Genomic DNA, 17908 nt, shown 5'->3' with positions numbered 1-17908 from the left:
GTTCGTTACTTTTCTTTGATGGATTCTAATTGAAATTCCTTGTTTTTATAAAGAATATCTACTGGAAATCCTACAAAACAACCAATCAAAATCCAAAGCGTCAAAATAGTATTAAAAACTAAAAGTACCACACTTCCACCAATGCTAGCTCTTAAATAAAATAAAAAAAGAATTACATTAATGGAAAGTGGAATGTAAAACGAAAGATGTCGTTTGGACGTCGTTTTAAATGTTGCAACATATCTCTTTGGATTCGTAGGCAATCGGTCTGCCACGTATTTCTTTGACATCGTAGCTAATAATTTCATCAGTAGTGCCGCAAAGAGAATTGAAATCATAAAGAGGCTCACTTGAAAAATAATTTGTTGATGTAATTTTTGTTCTCTTATGAATTCAGTTAACGAGCGATACACTATATTCGCAAACAATTGACTTCCTGCTGTAATCGCAACGAAAGTACTTGATTGCAGATTCTTTTGTTCAAACTTCGTATCATTTTTATCGATTTCAATCATATCAACCGTTACTTTATCTGATTGAACTCCAAAGCAGTAAAGTTTATTCGAAACTGTACTCACATCCATCAAATATTGATTACCCTTTGCGTCGGTCAACAGTTTATAACACATCGAATTAGCGTTAGTGATTGTTACTTCTTCCATATTCCACTCCGTTTTTACTTTTTCTCTTCGATTGAGACAAGGCTAATATATTGTTTCTCATAGTCATAATGAATAGGCGTCATGCCTAACCAAACGATAAAAAAAATACCACGATAGTATCGTAATCGGAATCAATAAAATTCCTTCGCTTCCATTATTTGATCGCATAAATAAAAATACAAAAATAGCCACAAGTCCTATTCCAAACCAATAAGAAAAATCTCTTCTTTTGCTAAACGTAAATGTTGCAGTATATCGTTTTGCGTTTTCTGGCAATCTTTCTGCAACTTTCTTCTGAGCTCGTTTGACGTAAACTTTTACAAGTAAGTATGCGATAAATACCGATAAAGCAACGATCCCCCATTTCAAAAGAGCTCGCTGATGAATATTATATTTTAAGAAAATATTCTCAAACATCTTAAACAGTATCGTCGTTAGTGGTTGTGTCGCCGCAACTGCCCCCATATACTTTGGTGAGGGTTTAGCTTTAAATTCAAAATTTTGATCGTGATAACCGAACTCCACCATCTCTATACTCACTTGCTTTGGAATAATCCCGAAACCGTAAATATTTGGTCTTATGGTACTTGTATCCATCAGATATCTTTTTCCGTTCGAGTCCGTTACTATTTTATGGCATGTAGACATCGAATTTGTAAAAGTTAATTTGTTCAAGGCTTCCCCTCCTTTTTGTATAGATTGTTTTATTCGTAGATATAAATCCCACCATCTCTTTTAATTCTTGGAGGATGGTTCATTCCTATCCGAGACATCTCTGGAATGCTATCTGAGTGCTCTAATCTAAAATCAATAAAAATTATTGTCTTTTGATTATTATTAAAGGTTCCTTTTACCGATAAATTATATGACTCAGCAAAGATTCCATTGCTTACAGCTCCAACCTCTAGAGTATTCCAATCAAACTGTACAGATTCTATTTTTGGATATCTAGAATGGATCCATGCTACAATTTCTTTTTCGTGCGCTTTCAGCCATGCCGATTGCTTGTCTCTTGCCGTCGCAAAAATCGTGTTCTCTCTCCAGCTGGGATTAATGACGTTGAGCGCTGTTACGCCACCTACTGTCAGTAACAGCAGGGTGCTGGCTGTAATTACTGTTTTCTTTTTCATACATGAACTCCAATCACTCATAATTAATAAGTACTCCATTTTTAAGAATACCCGGGGGATGATTCATCCCTATTCTAGAAATATCTGGCATACTATCTGCATTATCTAAACCGAAACTGACATACAGAACAGTCTCTGGAAGTTCATTAAAGGTACCTTTTACACTTAGTTTGTATCCATTATTGGAAACTCCATTACTAACTGCTCCCACTCGATATGTGTTCCAATCAAACTGTACTGATTCTACTTTCGGATACTTTGAGTGAATCCACGCTACAATTTCTTTCTCGTGCGCTTTAAGATAGGCGAGTTGTTTATCTCTTGTAGTCGCAAAGATCGTGTTCTCTCTCAAACTTGGATTGATCACGTTGAGTGCTGAGACGCCACCCACCGTCAGTAACAGCAGAGCGCTGGCTGTAATTGCTACTTTCTTTTTCATACTCTTCCCACTCTTTTCTTTCAACTAACCTACTCAAAAATATATAGGCCTTTGCCCTTTTTTATGCTCGGAGGATTATTCATCCCAATGTCTTTCATCGTTGGAATATCCTCTTTATTTTTAAGACTGAAATCAATGACTAATACCGTATCCGAATTATCGTTAAACGTTCCTTTTACCGACAAATTATATCCTACTGTTTGAACACCATTACTAATAGCTCCTACTCGATACGTGTTCCAATCGAAGTTCACCGTAGTAATTTTAGGATACCTAGATTGAATCCATGCCATGATTTGTTTTTCGTGCTCTTTCAGCCACGCTAGTTGCTTGTCTTTTGCAGACGCAAAGATAGTGTTAGCTCTCCAATCTGGATTCGTGACATTCAAAGCAGCAACTCCACCTAGCGCTAATACCAAAATCGTGCTACCGATAATTACTGCTTTCTTTTTCATATCCGTACTCCCATCTTTTTTGGAGGCTACTCAAAATAATACACTCCACCATCAGCCTTTTTGATACTTGGTGGTTGATTCATTCGAATCTGCGACATATTTGGAATACTATCAGCTGTTTCCATTAGAAAATCTACAAAAATAATGGTTTCTGGAATATCGTTAAACGTACCTTTAACCAACAAATTATACCCGATTATTGAAACACCATTGCTAACGGGCCTCACTTTTAAAGTATTCCAATCAAATTGCACGGATTCCACTTTTGGATATGCTGAATGAATCCATTTCACAATCTCTTCTTCATGTTCTTTCAACCACGCTAATTGCTTGTCTCTTGCCGTCGCAAAGATAGTATTCTCTCTCCAACTTGGATTGATCACGTTAAGCGCTGAGACGCCACCTACTGTCAGTAACAGGAGGGCGCTAACTGTAATTGCTGTTTTCTTTTTCATACTCTTCCCACACTCCCAAATTCAATGAAGTCAGTCAAAAATGTAAAAACCATTCCCTTTCTTTATTCTAGGCGGTTGATTCATTCGAATATTTACCATCTCCGGGATACTATCTTTTATTTCTAAAGAAAAATCTATTAATAAAGCAGTATCTGGATTATCGTTAAAAGTTCCTTTTACGGATAAATTATACCCAACAGTTTGAACACCATTACTAATAGCTCCTACTCGATATGTGTTCCAGTCGAAGTTCACAGTGGTAATTTTAGGATGCCTAGATTGAATCCATGCCACGATTTGTTTTTCATGCTCTTTCAGCCATGCCAAGTGCTTGTCTCTCGCCGTCGCAAAAATAGTGTTTGCTTTCCAGTCCGGATTCGTTACATTCAAGGCTGTCACTCCACCTAACGCCAAGACTAAAAGCGTACTACCGATAATTACAAATTTTCTTTTCATAACATCCCTACTTTTCTAGTATTTACTCATAAATATCCAATAAGTTACCCTTATGAATTCTAGGCGGATGATTCATTCTTATTTTGGACAAGTCAGGAATGCTGTCTGCTTTTTCCAGCAAGAAATCTACCCATATTACTGTTTCTGGAATATCATTAAACGTTCCTTCAACTGACAAATTATATCCAACATTCATTACACCATTGCTCACGGGGCCGACTTCTAGACTTTTCCAATCAAACTGTACTTTTTCTACCTTTGGATATCTTGAGTGAATCCATGCTACGATTTGTTTTTCATGCTCTTTCAACCACGCCATCTGCTTGTCTCTTGCCGTCGCAAAAATCGTGTTCTCTCTCCAACTTGGAGCAATCACGTTGAGCGCTGTAACGCCACCGACTGTCAGTAGCAGCAGAGTACTAGCTGTAATTACTGTTTTCTTTTTCATACTATTCCCACACTCCCAATTTCAATGAAGTCAGTCAAAAATGTAAAAACCATTCCCTTTCCTTATTCTAGGCGGTTGATTCATTCGAATATTTACCATCTCCGGTATACTATCTTTTGTTTCTAAAGAAAAATCTATAAATAAAGCAGTATCTGGATTATCGTTAAACGTTCCTTTTACCGATAAATTATATCCAACGGTTTGAACACCATTACTAATGGCACCCACTCGGTATGTGTTCCAGTCAAAGTTCACAGTGGTAATTTTAGGATGCCGAGATTGAATCCATGCCACGATTTCTTTTTCATGCTCTTTCAGCCACGCTAGCTGCTTGTCTCTTGCCGTTGCAAAAATAGTGTTTGCTTTCCAGTCCGGATTCGTTACATTCAAGGCTGTCACTCCACCTAACGCCAAGACTAAAAGCGTACTACCGATAATTACAAATTTCTTTTTCATATCCGTACTCCCATCTTTTTTGGAGGCTACTCAAAATAATACACTCCACCATCAGCCTTTTTGATACTTGGTGGTTGATTCATTCGAATCTGCGACATATTTGGAATACTATCAGCTGTTTCCATTAGAAAATCTACAAAAATAATGGTTTCTGGAATATCGTTAAACGTACCTTTAACCGATAAATTATATCCAACATTCATTACACCATTACTCACGGGGCCAACTTCTAATGTATTCCAGTCAAACTGCACTGTTTCTACCTTCGGATATTTCGAGTGAATCCATGCTACGATTTGTTTTTCGTGCTCTTTCAGCCACGCCAACTGCTTATCTCTTGCTGTCGCAAAGATAGTATTCTCTCTCCAACTTGGATTGATCACATTAAGCGCTGTTACGCCACCTACTGTAAGTAACAGCAGAGTGCTGGCTGTAATCACTGTTTTCTTTTTCATACCTAAACTCCAATCTTTTTAGATATCACTCGTATTCGTATAATACTCCGTCCTTTTTTATTCTCGGTGAGTGGTTCATTCCGATTTGAGACATATTAGGTACATCCTCTTTTTTCTCCATTAAGAAATCCACTAAAATTACCGTTTCAGGAATTTCATTTACAGTACCTTTGACAGATAAATTATACCCAACATTCATCACACTATTACTTACTGCTCTTACCTTTACCGAATTCCAGTCAAATTGAATAGTATTCACTTGTGGATAATGATTTTTGACCCAGGCTAAGATTTGTTTTTCATGCTCTTTCAGCCACGCCAACTGCTTGTCTCTTGCTGTCGCAAAAATGGTATTGTCTCTCCAACTTGGAGCAATCACGTTGAGGGCTGTCACTCCACCGACTGTCAGTAATAATAGCGCACTACCGATTATTGCTGCTTTTTTCTTCATACGAATTCCTACTTTTCCCCGATGCACTTTATCTTGATTTTTGATAAATCAATCTTACCAGTTATTTGTTCTGCTCGTTTTATATCCTGAAACTCCTCAATTGGCCCAAGTAACAAATCTCCATCTGGTTGTTCCAGAAATTTTATATCGCTAATTAGCATCGAAGTTTCTTTATTCTCATCATTATTAATTTTTACGTTCAAAATATAACTTCCCGTGCTCTCATTTTTTGTAAAACTAATAAACTCAATCTCCTGAACATCGTAGTTCCTAACAATTCGAGTGGCCACATTATTTTGTTGCTCCTTCGTGATTTGTGGTTTGAAGAAACATCCAGCTAAGAGACAAAGTCCGAGTAGAACGATTCCTAGTTTATGAACTGCCTTCATTGACAATCCTCCCGAAAAAATTAAATAATAGTCATTATTACTTCATTATATACTGTAGGATTTTAATTGACTATTCTTTTCATAAAAAAGAACCCAGCATTACTGCTAGGTTCCACTTCTTCGGCCGCTGTAGCCAATTTATATTTTATTCTTCTACCCCTAGTAATAGGTTCACTAGGATGTCCACTGTCACATTACCGAAGTAACGGCGGATATCGATGGCTTCGAAAGCTGTTGTTAAGTCTTCGCGGTTGTATCCAACTCCTACTAGCGCTTTTTCTACATCGCTGATTTCACCAAGACCGAAGAAGTCTCCGTTAATCTTAATGTCTTTGATGGCATTCTTTTCAACGTTCAAGCTGAACTCGATTTGTCCGGCTGGTGTACGTTTTGATTGTTTGAATTCGAATTTTGGATTTTTTCCGTAGTTCCAATCTGGGTTGTTGAAGTACTTGCTGCGTAATTCTTCTACACGCACCCAGTCTTCATCCGTTAGAACATACTCTTTAATCATTGATGTATCTTCCACATTGAAGATGTTTTTCAAGAGCACTTCGCGGAATTGTAAGATGTCTAAGTCTTGATATTCAGGCGCTAAGTACGGTTTGATATTTGTCACGCGTGAACGAACCGACTTGATTCCTTTTGAAGCAATTTTCTCTTGTTTTGGACGTAAGATTTGTGGCAAAATGCTCACATCTAGATCTAGCATTAAGGTTCCGTGCGCTGTTAAACGGCCATTGTTTGAGTACATCGCATTTCCAGAGAATTTCTTGCCGTCGATGAGAAGGTCGTTACGTCCTTGTAACTCTGCCCCTGTTGCTCCCATTTTATGGAGTGCTTCAATCACTGGTTCTGTGAATTTTCCGAAATCACGGAAGCTATCACCGTCATCTTCTGTAATGAAGCAGAAGCAGATATTTCCCATATCGTGATATACGGCTCCACCACCTGAGAAACGACGAACGACTTGTACGCCAAGTTTATCAACACCATCTTGATTGATTTCTTCGATGGTATTTTGGTTTTTCCCGATGATAATTGCATTTTCGTTAACATAAAATAACAAAATCGGTTCATCGAGTTTCTTCTCATTTAATAAGAAATATTCGATGGCTAAGTTTGTCGTTGCATCGTAGATTTCTTGTCCATTACGTTGATTTTTTACATAATACATCTGAAAGTCTCCTCGCTTTTACTGATATCACTAGCGCTATCATACCATAACCCTCCCTCTCACACATAAGAAAGAAGCTTGGTTTTACAATGTTTTTACTCCACTCCAACACGCAATTACCATATATGGTAATTGCAGCTTTTCAACAAGAAAAAACGCACCCTGTCCAGGATGCGCTTTGTATAATGTTAGTATGCCCACGCGATGAGCAAGTAGATGAAGGTTGAACCAAACATGTCTGCCAATGCGTGCATAAGGAAGAATGGTAATAAGTTTTTGACCACTTTCTTGCACATGAAGTAGTAGAACAATCCGTACACTACACCGATAATGAGTGCCCAAAGCATGCCTTGATAAGTGTGGAATGAAAAACGAACTAGTGTTGAGAATGCTAAAGCCTTCCACTGATGCTCTTCCTTCACCGATGTCATTAATCCAAGGAAGAAGAACTCTTCATAGAATCCATTTAATAGCCCATAAGCGATGGCCATTGGAGATAACGCTAAGAACTTATTGATGATTTCCTGTGGGTTCATGAACGGAACGAGCGCTGGGTCGAAGTAGTTGTATTCGCCGCTCAGCGTTGTTACAACGTCGCCAAACAGTCCGACAATCGTGAATAACAACGGTACCCAGATAAGTACGGACCAGTGAAAACGGACCTTCAATTGCTTGAAGTCGTAATGACGAATGACTAAGTATAAGAGTGCAATCGCTAGTAAACTCACCTGTAAGGTAAAGTTACTCGAATACGCTGCCCCGTCGCTATAGGACGATGTCGTCTCCGTATACTGCTGGGCCACTTCCGTTACCGGCTGTAAACTCTGTAGAAATTGTTGCGTAGATCGGATAACAAACTCCCCAAACATGATAATCGTCACGATGAGGATGTCAATCCACTTTAAAGTTTTTAATGGTTCTTTTGGTCTGATTTTAGTTAAAACAGTCATGATTGGTTCCCTCTTTTCCTTATTGTATCAAAACACAGTTCTATTTAAAGAAAATCGCTTGTTCTTGACGTTTTCCTTAATAAGAGAGTACTCCTTAAAACTAAAATGAACCTAAAATCAAAAAAATTTCCACAAAAAAAGTGACTCCTAATAAGAAGTCACTAACTAATCTTCTAAAAGAAGCGTCTCGGTATTTCGATGAACAAGATTACAAGAAGTCCATTAAAAAGGCTGTGTAATAAAATTGCGTCGAACAAACTTCTTCTTCGTTCGTAAACAAGAAAAAGAACAATAGAGATAATAAGATAAGCTAAAAACTGTATCCAATTATGGATATAATGCGGAAAATGAATAGCTGCAAATAGAATTGATACGATGGACATTCTAACAAAAGTATTCACTTTTCCTCGAAGCAAATTATTCAGAAATCCTCTAAAAAGAAATTCTTCTACAAAAGGTGCAATAACCACTATTCTTAGTGCCTCTAAAGCAAAAATATATTTATCTGTTGTAAGTGGTAGACCTGCCCTAAAGAAAAAATCAACTAGTTTTGATCGACCTGTACCGTATGCCATTGAACTCCACAAATTATAAATCAAATAGCTAGAAAATCTGAGAGTAATATACGTTACAAAAACAAAAAATAAATCCATCAGTTGAATCTTTCTTTTTACTGTTGGCTTAAATAATTTTGTGTGTACTTTGTACATACAAAATACCAAAATGCCAACGCAAATAATCGTCACAATTAACTCCCACATATCCGCTTGACGACCTAATTTCATTGAATTCAGTTCGAACACAAATCCAATTCCCCCGTATATGACAATATACGCTACAAAAAAGAATAGAACCCAAAGCGTTTTTTTCATTCGAGCACCCATTTACTTCTACCTCACATGTTTTTTACTTATATTACCGTTTTATAGCCGATACTGTCAATATGAGATTCTTAAAAAACAGACTAGCGTTTTACTAGTCTGCTCTCAGTCATTATTTCTGACGGATTGTAAATCCTTTGTCAGATTTCTTTTTGTTGTTACGGCGGCGAGAATCTTTCCCTTTATATCCGCGTGTATATTCGTCTTCTAAGCCACGGCCACGACGGTCTTCTTTGCGCTTGAAGCTTCCTTTTCCGTTACGTCCGCGGTTGTCTTTACGGTCGCTACGGTTGTAGTTTCCACGGCTGTTGCCACGTTTGCGGCTAGGCAATGGACGTTCTGGCGTGATTTTTACTGGAATTTCAGTGGGGTCTTTAATCATGCTCTTAAGTAATAGAGCTGCCAATTCTTCTGGTTCATACTCGTCTAATAAGTAAGACACCGCTTCTTTGAAACGTCTTGGTTCCACAGTCTTCATCATTTCGTCGATAGACTCGATGGCTGTTTTTGTTTGTCCTTCCAAGGCTTCTGTTTGCGTTGGTGGACGAAGGCTTGTCATACGTTTACGCGTTAATTCTTCAATCACACGTAAGTAATCCATTTCGTTTGGTGTCACGAATGTTACAGACATTCCTTCTTGACCAGCACGGCCTGTACGTCCGATACGGTGTACATAGCTTTCTGGGTCTTGTGGGATATCGTAGTTATATACGTGCGTTACGCCTGAGATATCTAGTCCACGAGCTGCCACGTCTGTAGCGACTAAGATGTCTAAATGGTTGTTTTTGAAATCACGAAGAACGCTCATACGTTTTTGTTGGCTTAAGTCCCCGTGGATTCCTTCTGCACGGTAGCCACGCATTTCAAGTCCGCGTGCTAATTCGTCTACACGACGTTTTGTACGTCCGAATACGATGGTTAATTCAGGCGTTTGAACGTCTAATAAACGTGTCATAATGTCGAATTTCTCGTAGTCTTTACATTTTACGAAATATTGATCGATTAATGTCGCCGTCATCTCATTGGATTTGATACGAACATGCTCTGGATCTTTCATAAATTGAACACCGATACGTTTAATATCATCTGGCATTGTCGCAGAGAATAAAAGCGTTTGGCGGTTTTCTGGAACTTGTTTGATAATCGATTCGATATCTTCCAAGAATCCCATGTTTAACATTTCATCCGCTTCGTCTAAGACAAGTGTTTCCACTGTCGCCAGTTTCAATGTACGGCGTGAAATGTGGTCTAACAGGCGACCTGGAGTTCCCACAACGATTTGTGGATTTTCTTTTAATTGGCGAATTTGACGGTTAATGTCCGCTCCACCGTAAACGGCTTGTACACGAACTTTTTTGTCACGTCCGAGACGGAACAATTCTTCTTGTGTTTGAATCGCAAGTTCACGAGTTGGTGCGATGACAAGTCCTTGTACGCCTTTTTTACTTGGGTCGATTTTTTGAAGCATTGGCAACCCAAATGAAGCCGTTTTCCCAGTCCCTGTTTGCGCTTGCCCAATCACATCTAAGCCTTGCAATGCTTTTGGAATGGTTTGAGCTTGAATGGGAGTTGCTTCTTCAAACCCCATTTTTTCGATAGATTCTAGTAAGGCAGAATCCAATCCTAATTCATTAAATTTCATATTTTCCTCCTTGGATACTTCGGTGAGAAGCACACGAGGGATTTCCCTTCATAACAAAAGTCTGGAGCTTTTCGTAAGAGCACCAGACTTCTACAATCGTTTAAATTTCAAACTATCTATTATAAATGTGTGTACATTTCTCAACTCAGCGAATAGTATAGCACGCATCCAGAGAGAATGCAAAGAATACAGGCCGACGATTTCTGCTTTTACTCTTTGAAATTGCTTTTATGACAGTTTTTTGACTGAGGGCTGATTCCTCTAAATCCTTGCGGATTTTTTATAATGGCTGTAATGGGGCAACGGTTCGAGCCTTTCGTCTCTCACCTTTAAAGCCTCAAAGCTGGAGGTTGAAATAAATTTCAAACTCCAGCTAATTCGCATTTAATGCGATTCCCCATTACTGCTACTATTGAATCCGCTAGATTCTTCGGAATCAGCTTCAATTAAATGAAATAGCAGTTTCAAAATATAACGCAGGAGGCGGTGAGTTTGCTGCTCGTGGTGCGGTTGAGAAATGGGAACACATTATAATAGATAGTTCTCAGCGAGGGGACGAAAAAAGCGAGGGACGTTGTGCGTCTCTCGCTTTCCTTTATATTTGTTATTCTGCTTTTAAGGCATCGACAACTGCTAGTAAGCCTGTGCCGTTGCTTGATTTGATAAGGACTTGGTCGCCTTCTTTAAGTTCGGCTTTCAAGTCAGCAATCAAAGCTTCTTTGTCCATGTAATGGTGAAGGGCTGCTGAATCGAACTGGTCTTTCAACGCATCATAGAGTGCTTCCATTTCTTCGCCGTACAAGTACACAAGTGCGACTTCGTTTGGAGAAATGACTTCTGAAATGCTCGCGTGCAATTCTTTCGAATGTTCCCCAAGTTCGCGGATATCTCCAAGGACGAGGACGCGACGACCTGTTGCGTCCACTGAAACGAATGATTTGATGACGGATTTCATCGCGATTGGGCTGGCGTTGTATGCATCGTTTAAGATGGCTACTCCGTTTTGGCCTTTCACCCATTGCGTACGGTTCTTCGTCAATTCGAAGTTCGCTAAGGCAGACACGATATCTGAGAGTGGTACCTCTAATGTGCGTGCAATTTCAATCGCAAGTAGCGCATTTGAAACATTATACGCGCCAAGGACTGGTAAAGTGACCGCCACGGTTTCTGTTGGTGTCACCAATTCAAACGCTGTGTGGTCTGAATAAAGTTCGATATTTTCAGCTGAGAGTTCCTTGCTTCCTTCGCCGACTGTAACGATTTTGAAGTTTGCTGGTTTTTCAGCTTGTGCAATGCCTGCTGTAATTAAGTCTTCATGCGATGGATAAATAAAGGTTCCATTTTCTTGTAGTCCAGAAAGGATTTCAAGTTTTGCTTTGGCAATGCCTTCCTTGCTTCCCAATTGTTCCATATGCGATTCACCGATGAGCGTAATCGCAACAACTTCTGGGCGTGCTAATTTTGATAAGAACTCGATTTCGTGGAAATCACTCATTCCCATCTCTAAGACAAGTGCTTCAGTCGATTCCGGCATATCTAAAATCGTTTGTGGTAAGCCGATATCGTTATTGAAGTTTCCTTGTGTTTTATAGACACGGTAGCGTGCGCCAAGAGCAGCTGCTGTCATATCTTTTGTCGTTGTCTTCCCAGAACTTCCTGTAATCCCAACGACACGAGGAGATACTTTTTCTAAGTACCATTTCGCTAATTTTTGAAACGCTTCAAGTGGATCATCTACCCAGATTGCGCAAATGCCTTCTGGTGGTGTAAGATCTTTTCTTCCCCATAACACTGCTGTTGCGCCTGCTTGAATCGCTTGTTCTATATAATCATGTCCGTCCGTTTGCCCTTGAAGTGGCACGAAAAGACTGTTTGGTCCTAATTTTCGTGTATCAAAGGCTACTGACTCAATCGTTTCGAATCGATGTGCCGATTGATAATCAATCGCGCCAACTGCTTTTGTGATTTCGGCAACTGTTCCAATACTCATCGTTCTTCTCCTTACTCTGCGTGGCGATCGTTATAGCGTTTAAGGGCTAAACGAATCAATTCTTCCACTAAATCTTTATAAGAAATCCCCATTGCTTCCCATAATTTCGGATACATACTAAATTGTGTGAATCCAGGCATTGTGTTCACTTCATTAATGAAAACTTCTTGTGTTTCAGTAAGGAAGAAATCACAACGTGTTAATCCACTACCATCAATCGCACGGAAGGCCGTTTCGGCATACTCACGAATTTTTGCGGAAACTTCCTCAGGAATTGCCGCTGGAATTTGAAGTGTTGTTGTATTGTTGATGTATTTTTCGTTGTAATCGTAGAATCCTGCTTGTTTGACCACTTCTCCAACAACTGAAGTATTCACTTCATCGTTTCCAAGAACCGCCACTTCGACTTCGCGGGCATCAATTCCTTGCTCTACAACAATACGGCGGTCGTATTTGAGGGCTTCCTCAATCGCAGTGGTTAATTCTTCACGGTTCGTTGCTTTTGAAATTCCTACACTTGAGCCCATATTAGCAGGCTTCACAAACACTGGGTAACGCAGCGTCCCTTCAATACGATTGTAAATCGCTTCAGGAGATTTTTTGAAATCTGCCTTCACAAAAGGAACAAATGGCACTTGTGGAATCCCTGCTTGTTGGAAGAGGTGCTTACTAGCAATTTTATCCATTCCATTGGCACTTGCTAAAACGCCACATCCCACATAAGGTAAATCTAGAATTTCAAAGAGTCCTTGAATGGTCCCATCTTCTCCGTTTGGTCCATGTAAAATTGGAAAAACGACTGTATCTGGTCCAGCAATATCACTTGGTTGAATGCGAATTCCTGTGGATACTTCTCCTTCAACTGTTGCAAAACGAGCTTCCAGCCCTTCTGTTAAACGAAGCGCTTGATCAAAAGCAACCGGAGCTTTTAATGCTTCCCCTTTTAACCAAGTTCCTTCTTTTGTAATATACACGGGTTGTACATCGTAATATTCAAAATAAATCTCTTTAATAATTGATCCTGCCGTTAAGATTGAAATATCATGCTCGGCACTTTTTCCGCCATAAATGACAACAACTTTCATATGAATCCTCCAAACTATTCGCTTCCAGCGAACGACCAATCTATGTGGTCCATGTCTGTTATTTTAGATAATAACCTTGCACGTTACAGTATAACAAAACGGCGGAAGCCTTACAAGTTCAGACAAAACCAACAAAAAACACCTTCCAAAGATTCTCTTTGAAAAGTGTTTTAAATGGCATCCGTCATTGGTAATTTTGCCGAAATTTTCCAATTTTGATACGTTTCGTTATATGTTAATTGTCCAATGCGTACATTTTGCGTCACTGCTTTATTCGCGTAATGGTAACGATCTTCCGTCAAGAAAATCGGTATTTCATAAACATCCTCTTGCTTATTCACTTGATCAAATGCCAAACTGATTCCTTCGCGGTAAAGAGGCATCATTTCTTTTAAAGCTTCAATCGAAATCGCTTCTGCTTCTTTTTCAGAACCAAAGAAGAAAAACTTCGGTGATTGATTTAAAATATCCGTCATCTCAATTTGTACTTGTCTTGATAAGAGCGGTAAAAACTGTTCGATTTTTCGATAATACACTTTAGAATATTCATTATCCAAACATAGGTAAATAAAATTATTTTGTAATTTATAGAAAAATGGTGAGTGTAAATGTGTTTTCGCATGAGAGATATAGAGTAAATCAGCAATCTCTTGCGGCGTGAGTTGATGAACGAATTCAATAGAGTCAAAATCAACCCAGTTTGATGGAGTTTCTTTCCCTTCTGCTACACCTTGAAGATATTCCAACACATTTTTGCGTCCTTTAATCCACATAAATCCAGTATAAGCATCATGAGTGGCAAGACTAGATTTCCCATTCAAAAGGAGGATATTTTGAGGAATTTCAGACTGTGGTAAGGCAGACAAATGGAACGCGATCGATTTAGCCAACACATGGTTCGATACGCTATCATAATGGATATACAATTGTTTTGCCACAGACTCCCACCTCCTAAGTTTTATAATCTCCATTATAAATGATTTTCAAACTATAAAACATATAAATTAGATTACATTTTACAATTGAACCGTTTTCTTTTGTAACAATTTAGCAATATTCTAAAGTAAAATTTCCACCCTCTATACACAAAAGGAGTTGGAGCGATTTCTTCAACTCTCTTTCTTACCTTCTTTTGGAGTGTCCATTCTTAGCATTTGACTTTCTGAGTGATTCTTTTCACCGCAATGTCTATTCTTTCAATCACTTCCCAATAATCTGTTGGAAAGTTCTTTAATTCAACAATATCCACAGGATCAAAATGATACACTAAATGACGAATCACTTGGTGATGAAGAAATACCAGGTCTTTAAAATCCTCTAACGAAATAGATTCCAACCCTTCAATATACCTACATAATTCCTTATAAGATTCTTCGTGAAAGAGGCTTTCTTCATGTAGATAATAAAAGAACGTCCCCTCTTCCAGTAGTACATTTTTTCTAATGAATGACATCAACCTAACCTCTTTCCTTATCGCTAAAAAGTTCCACTTTCTGAAAACAAAAAGACTGAGGAAGCCCCCAGTCTAATTTCTACATTTTTTCTAAACGTTTAATACGGTTTTCCGTTGAAGGGTGGGTTGCAAAAAGAGAATCTCCACTTTCTCCAAACGGATTCGAAATGTATAATGTTGCACTTTGTTTATTCGCTTCCGTCATTGGTGGCGCTTCAGAAATCTTTCTTAGGGCAGAAATAAGCCCATAAGGATTTCTTGTAAATTCGACTGCTGTTGCATCCGCTAAATATTCACGGTTTCTGGATAATGCGAGTTGTAAAATCGTCGACATAAAAGGTCCAAGAATCATTGCGACTAGACCAATTACCATAAAAATTGCATTGGCTCCGTCTTCATCATCATTATCACTACTTCTTCTTCCGCCACCCCAGAACATCATTCGACTACCGAATTGAACCAGTAATGCGATGACTGCTCCAAGCGCAATAGCGATGGTTTGTAAACGAACATCATAGTTGCGAATATGCCCAAATTCATGAGCAATAACGCCTTCCAATTCCTCACGATTTAATCGTTCAAGTAACCCTGTTGTCACTGCTACTGCAGCGGTTTGAGGCGAACTTCCTGTTGCAAAAGCATTCGGAGATTCATCTTGAATAATAAACACTCGGGGCATTGGAACTTGAGCAACCATCGACATATCTGTCACAATATTCCATAACATTGGCGCTTGATTCTTATCCGTGATTTCTCGGGCATGATTTAACTGCATCACTACATTTGTCGCATTCGAAATCATCATCAATGAATAAATTCCACCAATCACTACAGCAAGGATTACTCCAGCTGTTGCATTATTTAATGTAAAATACCCAATACCGATTCCTACCGCGATGAAGAGCACCATATATAAAGCAATCACAACAATTGTTCTTCTTTTATTAGAAGCAATTTGCTGATGTAACATATCAGTACTCCTTCCTTCAGATTAACTATTGATTAGAATTTAACTTCAGGAACTTTACGAGCTTCTACTGGAGTTTCTAACAATTCTTCTTTTGTAAATCCACCAAATCCAGCAACAATGTTTGTTGGAATAGATTCAACAGTAATATTGTATTTCGCAACACTTGAATTGTACAATTGGCGAGAATAAGAAATTTTGTTTTCTGTATTTGTCAATTCTTCTTGTAAGTTTAAGAAATTAGTGTTGGCTTTTAAATCTGGATAGCTTTCAGCCAAAGCAAAAACAGTTTTTAAAGCACCTGATAATTGGTTAGATGCATCCATTTTTTCTTGTGGTGAAACGTCATTTCCCATCCCAGCGATTTGGTTTCTCATCGCAATTACTTGAGATAATGTTTCTTGTTCGTGTTTTGCATATCCTTTAACCGTTTCAACAAGGTTTGGAATTAAGTCATTACGACGTTGCAATTGAACATCGATTTGTGCCCATGCTTCCTTCACCCAGTTTTTTTGTTGTACAAGGCTGTTGTAAGCAAAAACGCCCCAAATAACTAGCACAACGACAATTCCTAATATAGTATATAGTACTGACATATTGTCACGCTCCTTTAATTTAAGTACCCCTATTATACCATATTTTCAAAAATACGTGTAAAATAGAAGATAAGTATATTATATCAGATTATAAGGCTGTGTACATCCTTCTCTAGTCAAAATGAACAGCCTGAAGGAGATTTATGATTCAAAACCACTTTTTATCCCCCATCCAACAGGATATCCCTGAAGAGTATCCTTTGCCTATTCCTAAAGCGTATATCGATTTTATTCTCAAAAATGGAGCAGGATACTTCAAAAAAACTAAAATTTATACAAGCGATCCTACTCGATTTGGGATTGATTATGCTTTGTGTAATGGAATTTGCGGCTTTACTTCGGGTGATTTGTTCCCTAGTATTCTTTGCGAAGAATGGCAAAGTAAGCAGACTTCTCTACCTGAGTATTTGATTGTCTTCTTCCAAGATGGCCCTGTATATTATTGCTTTGATGTCCAAAAAGGACCCCATTCAGAACCAAGTATTCGTTTAGTGGATACGGAAATGGATCAATGGCTCACCTTAGCGGAGAACTTTTCCTCTTTTCTAGACCAATTACAGGAAACTACCGAAGAGATTTCTTATGATTCAAAAGATTGGATCTCTATTCATACTTTAAACCAACACATGGGACAAGAAAACTTCCCCTATCAAGAAGAGCTACTAGAAATTCTGCAAGATACCTCTCCCCAGCTATTTCTACGTTGGGTTGCATACCTCTTGGAACATTCTAAAAATGAAGATGAGCGAAATATTGCTCTGGAGAGATTTCAGTTTGTTCAATCGTATCTCTCCTTACAATTTTCTTCGTATCCAGAGTATCAAATCTGTTGCCAATACAGCCAACCAGAATCATAAAAAGGCTTTAGAACAATGTTCTAAAGCCTTTTTGATTACATATTCAATGTTGTGAATGAGTAAGGAACTAACTCCTCTAATTTTAATTCAAGGATATCTCCTTTTCCATTCAATAGAAATACTGGAGTTTCTGGTCCACAGAATTCAACCATGACTTGACGGCAAATATTACAAGGAGGTAAGAAGCCTTCTGTCTTTCCTGCAACTGCAATGGCTGCAATATCTCCTTGGCGGTAGCCTTGCGAAGCTCCATAAAAAATAGCACTACGTTCGGCACAGTTTGTCACACCAAACGATACATTCTCCACATTCGCTCCTGTAATCACACGACCATCCTTGTATAAAACAGCCGCACCTACAGGAAATTTTGAATAAGGACAGTAGGCATTTTTTAATACTTCTTTTGCTTGCTCCATAAGAGCTACTTTATCAATTGTCATTCGTTGAACTCCTTTTTTTATGTTGTATTCCTATTATACAGATTTTAATAATAGTTTCAATACTCAAAAATTTA

The 17908-nt window shown here is 38.5% G+C and carries 24 protein-coding genes; 1 reads left to right on the top strand and 23 read right to left on the bottom strand.

The genetic code is table 11. The features are described from left to right. Positions 1-5 precede the first annotated feature (5 nt). The 22 genes from ADH99_RS10045 to ADH99_RS09940 form a co-directional block, all read right to left on the bottom strand. Entirely contained in the window at positions 6-662 is a 657-nt protein-coding gene (locus tag ADH99_RS10045) for a DUF443 family protein (protein ID WP_049555878.1), read from the bottom strand. A 63-nt stretch (positions 663-725) separates the two neighbouring features. Beyond that, positions 726-1337, bottom strand: a complete 612-nt coding sequence (locus tag ADH99_RS10040; RefSeq protein ID WP_049555879.1) for a hypothetical protein — start codon at positions 1335-1337, stop codon at positions 726-728. Positions 1338-1366: 29 nt separating this feature from the next. Next, on the bottom strand, positions 1367-1792 hold the full coding sequence (locus tag ADH99_RS10035) for a hypothetical protein (RefSeq protein WP_049555880.1): 426 nt from the start codon (positions 1790-1792) through the stop codon (positions 1367-1369). Between the two features lie 13 nt (positions 1793-1805). Next, positions 1806-2231, bottom strand: a complete 426-nt coding sequence (locus ADH99_RS10030) for a hypothetical protein (RefSeq protein WP_053091370.1) — start codon at positions 2229-2231, stop codon at positions 1806-1808. A gap of 29 nt (positions 2232-2260) precedes the next feature. Further along, positions 2261-2686, bottom strand: a complete 426-nt coding sequence (locus ADH99_RS10025; RefSeq protein ID WP_049555881.1) for a hypothetical protein — start codon at positions 2684-2686, stop codon at positions 2261-2263. A 26-nt stretch (positions 2687-2712) separates the two neighbouring features. After that, the gene (locus ADH99_RS10020) at positions 2713-3141 is read right to left on the bottom strand and encodes a hypothetical protein (RefSeq protein ID WP_049555943.1); all 429 of its coding nucleotides are present in this window, start codon (positions 3139-3141) and stop codon (positions 2713-2715) included. A gap of 30 nt (positions 3142-3171) precedes the next feature. Beyond that, a complete protein-coding gene (locus tag ADH99_RS10015) occupies positions 3172-3597 on the bottom strand; it encodes a hypothetical protein (protein ID WP_049555883.1) in 426 nt (141 codons plus the stop codon). A gap of 22 nt (positions 3598-3619) precedes the next feature. Beyond that, the gene (locus ADH99_RS10010) at positions 3620-4045 is read right to left on the bottom strand and encodes a hypothetical protein (RefSeq protein WP_049555884.1); all 426 of its coding nucleotides are present in this window, start codon (positions 4043-4045) and stop codon (positions 3620-3622) included. A gap of 30 nt (positions 4046-4075) precedes the next feature. Further along, positions 4076-4501, bottom strand: coding sequence for a hypothetical protein (locus tag ADH99_RS10005; RefSeq protein WP_049555885.1), 426 nt, complete (start codon positions 4499-4501; stop codon positions 4076-4078). 26 nt (positions 4502-4527) lie between these two features. Then, positions 4528-4956 carry a hypothetical protein gene (locus ADH99_RS10000; RefSeq protein WP_049555942.1) on the bottom strand — a complete coding sequence of 143 codons (429 nt, stop codon included), beginning with the start codon at positions 4954-4956 and terminating at the stop codon, positions 4528-4530. 25 nt (positions 4957-4981) lie between these two features. Continuing rightward, complete coding sequence (locus ADH99_RS09995) at positions 4982-5407, bottom strand: hypothetical protein (RefSeq protein WP_049555887.1); 426 nt, start codon at positions 5405-5407, stop codon at positions 4982-4984. Positions 5408-5415: 8 nt separating this feature from the next. Further along, positions 5416-5796, bottom strand: coding sequence for a hypothetical protein (locus ADH99_RS09990; protein ID WP_049555888.1), 381 nt, complete (start codon positions 5794-5796; stop codon positions 5416-5418). 145 nt (positions 5797-5941) lie between these two features. Then, positions 5942-6973, bottom strand: a complete 1032-nt coding sequence (locus ADH99_RS09985) for a lipoate--protein ligase (RefSeq protein WP_049555889.1) — start codon at positions 6971-6973, stop codon at positions 5942-5944. 188 nt (positions 6974-7161) lie between these two features. After that, entirely contained in the window at positions 7162-7923 is a 762-nt protein-coding gene (locus ADH99_RS09980; RefSeq protein ID WP_049555890.1) for a CPBP family intramembrane glutamic endopeptidase, read from the bottom strand. A 173-nt stretch (positions 7924-8096) separates the two neighbouring features. After that, on the bottom strand, positions 8097-8795 hold the full coding sequence (locus tag ADH99_RS09975; RefSeq protein WP_160313178.1) for a CPBP family intramembrane glutamic endopeptidase: 699 nt from the start codon (positions 8793-8795) through the stop codon (positions 8097-8099). Positions 8796-8916: 121 nt separating this feature from the next. Further along, complete coding sequence (locus ADH99_RS09970) at positions 8917-10446, bottom strand: DEAD/DEAH box helicase (RefSeq protein WP_049555892.1); 1530 nt, start codon at positions 10444-10446, stop codon at positions 8917-8919. Positions 10447-11050: 604 nt separating this feature from the next. Next, positions 11051-12436 carry a UDP-N-acetylmuramoyl-tripeptide--D-alanyl-D-alanine ligase gene (locus ADH99_RS09965; protein ID WP_049555893.1) on the bottom strand — a complete coding sequence of 462 codons (1386 nt, stop codon included), beginning with the start codon at positions 12434-12436 and terminating at the stop codon, positions 11051-11053. Between the two features lie 11 nt (positions 12437-12447). Continuing rightward, positions 12448-13521, bottom strand: a complete 1074-nt coding sequence (locus ADH99_RS09960; protein ID WP_049555894.1) for a D-alanine--D-alanine ligase — start codon at positions 13519-13521, stop codon at positions 12448-12450. Between the two features lie 170 nt (positions 13522-13691). Continuing rightward, a complete protein-coding gene (locus ADH99_RS09955; protein ID WP_049555895.1) occupies positions 13692-14459 on the bottom strand; it encodes a hypothetical protein in 768 nt (255 codons plus the stop codon). 209 nt (positions 14460-14668) lie between these two features. After that, positions 14669-14974 (bottom strand): hypothetical protein, encoded by a 306-nt coding sequence (locus ADH99_RS09950; protein ID WP_049555896.1) that lies wholly within the window; start codon positions 14972-14974, stop codon positions 14669-14671. 79 nt (positions 14975-15053) lie between these two features. Beyond that, positions 15054-15944 (bottom strand): zinc metalloprotease HtpX, encoded by an 891-nt coding sequence (htpX, locus tag ADH99_RS09945; protein WP_005607040.1) that lies wholly within the window; start codon positions 15942-15944, stop codon positions 15054-15056. Between the two features lie 32 nt (positions 15945-15976). Further along, the gene (locus ADH99_RS09940) at positions 15977-16537 is read right to left on the bottom strand and encodes a LemA family protein (protein ID WP_049555897.1); all 561 of its coding nucleotides are present in this window, start codon (positions 16535-16537) and stop codon (positions 15977-15979) included. A gap of 143 nt (positions 16538-16680) precedes the next feature. Here ADH99_RS09940 and ADH99_RS09935 point away from each other — a divergent pair, with 143 nt between their 5' ends. Next, entirely contained in the window at positions 16681-17394 is a 714-nt protein-coding gene (locus ADH99_RS09935) for an SMI1/KNR4 family protein (RefSeq protein WP_049555898.1), read from the top strand. Between the two features lie 35 nt (positions 17395-17429). Here the strand turns inward: ADH99_RS09935 and ADH99_RS09930 are convergent, their stop codons facing one another. After that, the gene (locus ADH99_RS09930; RefSeq protein WP_039849142.1) at positions 17430-17834 is read right to left on the bottom strand and encodes a cytidine deaminase; all 405 of its coding nucleotides are present in this window, start codon (positions 17832-17834) and stop codon (positions 17430-17432) included. Between the last annotated feature and the right edge of the window lie 74 nt (positions 17835-17908).

It is taken from the genome of Granulicatella sp. 572.rep1_STHE (assembly GCF_001073445.1).
Classification (GTDB): domain Bacteria; phylum Bacillota; class Bacilli; order Lactobacillales; family Aerococcaceae; genus Granulicatella; species Granulicatella adiacens.
This window is presented reverse-complemented; position numbering and strand designations above follow the sequence as displayed.

Excerpts from the sequence above, each read along its gene's own strand:
- ADH99_RS10035 (WP_049555880.1), bottom strand. The coding sequence starts at position 1,792 with ATGAAAAAGAAAACAGTAATTACAGCCAGCACCCTGCTGTTACTGACA.
- htpX (WP_005607040.1), bottom strand. The coding sequence starts at position 15,944 with ATGTTACATCAGCAAATTGCTTCTAATAAAAGAAGAACAATTGTTGTG.
- ADH99_RS10000 (WP_049555942.1), bottom strand. The coding sequence starts at position 4,956 with ATGAAAAAGAAAACAGTGATTACAGCCAGCACTCTGCTGTTACTTACA.
- ADH99_RS09970 (WP_049555892.1), bottom strand. The coding sequence starts at position 10,446 with ATGAAATTTAATGAATTAGGATTGGATTCTGCCTTACTAGAATCTATC.
- ADH99_RS09975 (WP_160313178.1), bottom strand. The coding sequence starts at position 8,795 with ATGAAAAAAACGCTTTGGGTTCTATTCTTTTTTGTAGCGTATATTGTC.
- ADH99_RS09960 (WP_049555894.1), bottom strand. The coding sequence starts at position 13,521 with ATGAAAGTTGTTGTCATTTATGGCGGAAAAAGTGCCGAGCATGATATT.
- ADH99_RS10030 (WP_053091370.1), bottom strand. The coding sequence starts at position 2,231 with ATGAAAAAGAAAGTAGCAATTACAGCCAGCGCTCTGCTGTTACTGACG.
- ADH99_RS10045 (WP_049555878.1), bottom strand. The coding sequence starts at position 662 with ATGGAAGAAGTAACAATCACTAACGCTAATTCGATGTGTTATAAACTG.
- ADH99_RS09985 (WP_049555889.1), bottom strand. The coding sequence starts at position 6,973 with ATGTATTATGTAAAAAATCAACGTAATGGACAAGAAATCTACGATGCA.
- ADH99_RS10025 (WP_049555881.1), bottom strand. The coding sequence starts at position 2,686 with ATGAAAAAGAAAGCAGTAATTATCGGTAGCACGATTTTGGTATTAGCG.
- ADH99_RS10005 (WP_049555885.1), bottom strand. The coding sequence starts at position 4,501 with ATGAAAAAGAAATTTGTAATTATCGGTAGTACGCTTTTAGTCTTGGCG.
- ADH99_RS10020 (WP_049555943.1), bottom strand. The coding sequence starts at position 3,141 with ATGAAAAAGAAAACAGCAATTACAGTTAGCGCCCTCCTGTTACTGACA.
- ADH99_RS09980 (WP_049555890.1), bottom strand. The coding sequence starts at position 7,923 with ATGACTGTTTTAACTAAAATCAGACCAAAAGAACCATTAAAAACTTTA.
- ADH99_RS09965 (WP_049555893.1), bottom strand. The coding sequence starts at position 12,436 with ATGAGTATTGGAACAGTTGCCGAAATCACAAAAGCAGTTGGCGCGATT.
- ADH99_RS10015 (WP_049555883.1), bottom strand. The coding sequence starts at position 3,597 with ATGAAAAGAAAATTTGTAATTATCGGTAGTACGCTTTTAGTCTTGGCG.
- ADH99_RS09930 (WP_039849142.1), bottom strand. The coding sequence starts at position 17,834 with ATGACAATTGATAAAGTAGCTCTTATGGAGCAAGCAAAAGAAGTATTA.
- ADH99_RS09950 (WP_049555896.1), bottom strand. The coding sequence starts at position 14,974 with ATGTCATTCATTAGAAAAAATGTACTACTGGAAGAGGGGACGTTCTTT.
- ADH99_RS09935 (WP_049555898.1), top strand. The coding sequence starts at position 16,681 with ATGATTCAAAACCACTTTTTATCCCCCATCCAACAGGATATCCCTGAA.
- ADH99_RS09990 (WP_049555888.1), bottom strand. The coding sequence starts at position 5,796 with ATGAAGGCAGTTCATAAACTAGGAATCGTTCTACTCGGACTTTGTCTC.
- ADH99_RS09995 (WP_049555887.1), bottom strand. The coding sequence starts at position 5,407 with ATGAAGAAAAAAGCAGCAATAATCGGTAGTGCGCTATTATTACTGACA.
- ADH99_RS09940 (WP_049555897.1), bottom strand. The coding sequence starts at position 16,537 with ATGTCAGTACTATATACTATATTAGGAATTGTCGTTGTGCTAGTTATT.
- ADH99_RS10010 (WP_049555884.1), bottom strand. The coding sequence starts at position 4,045 with ATGAAAAAGAAAACAGTAATTACAGCTAGTACTCTGCTGCTACTGACA.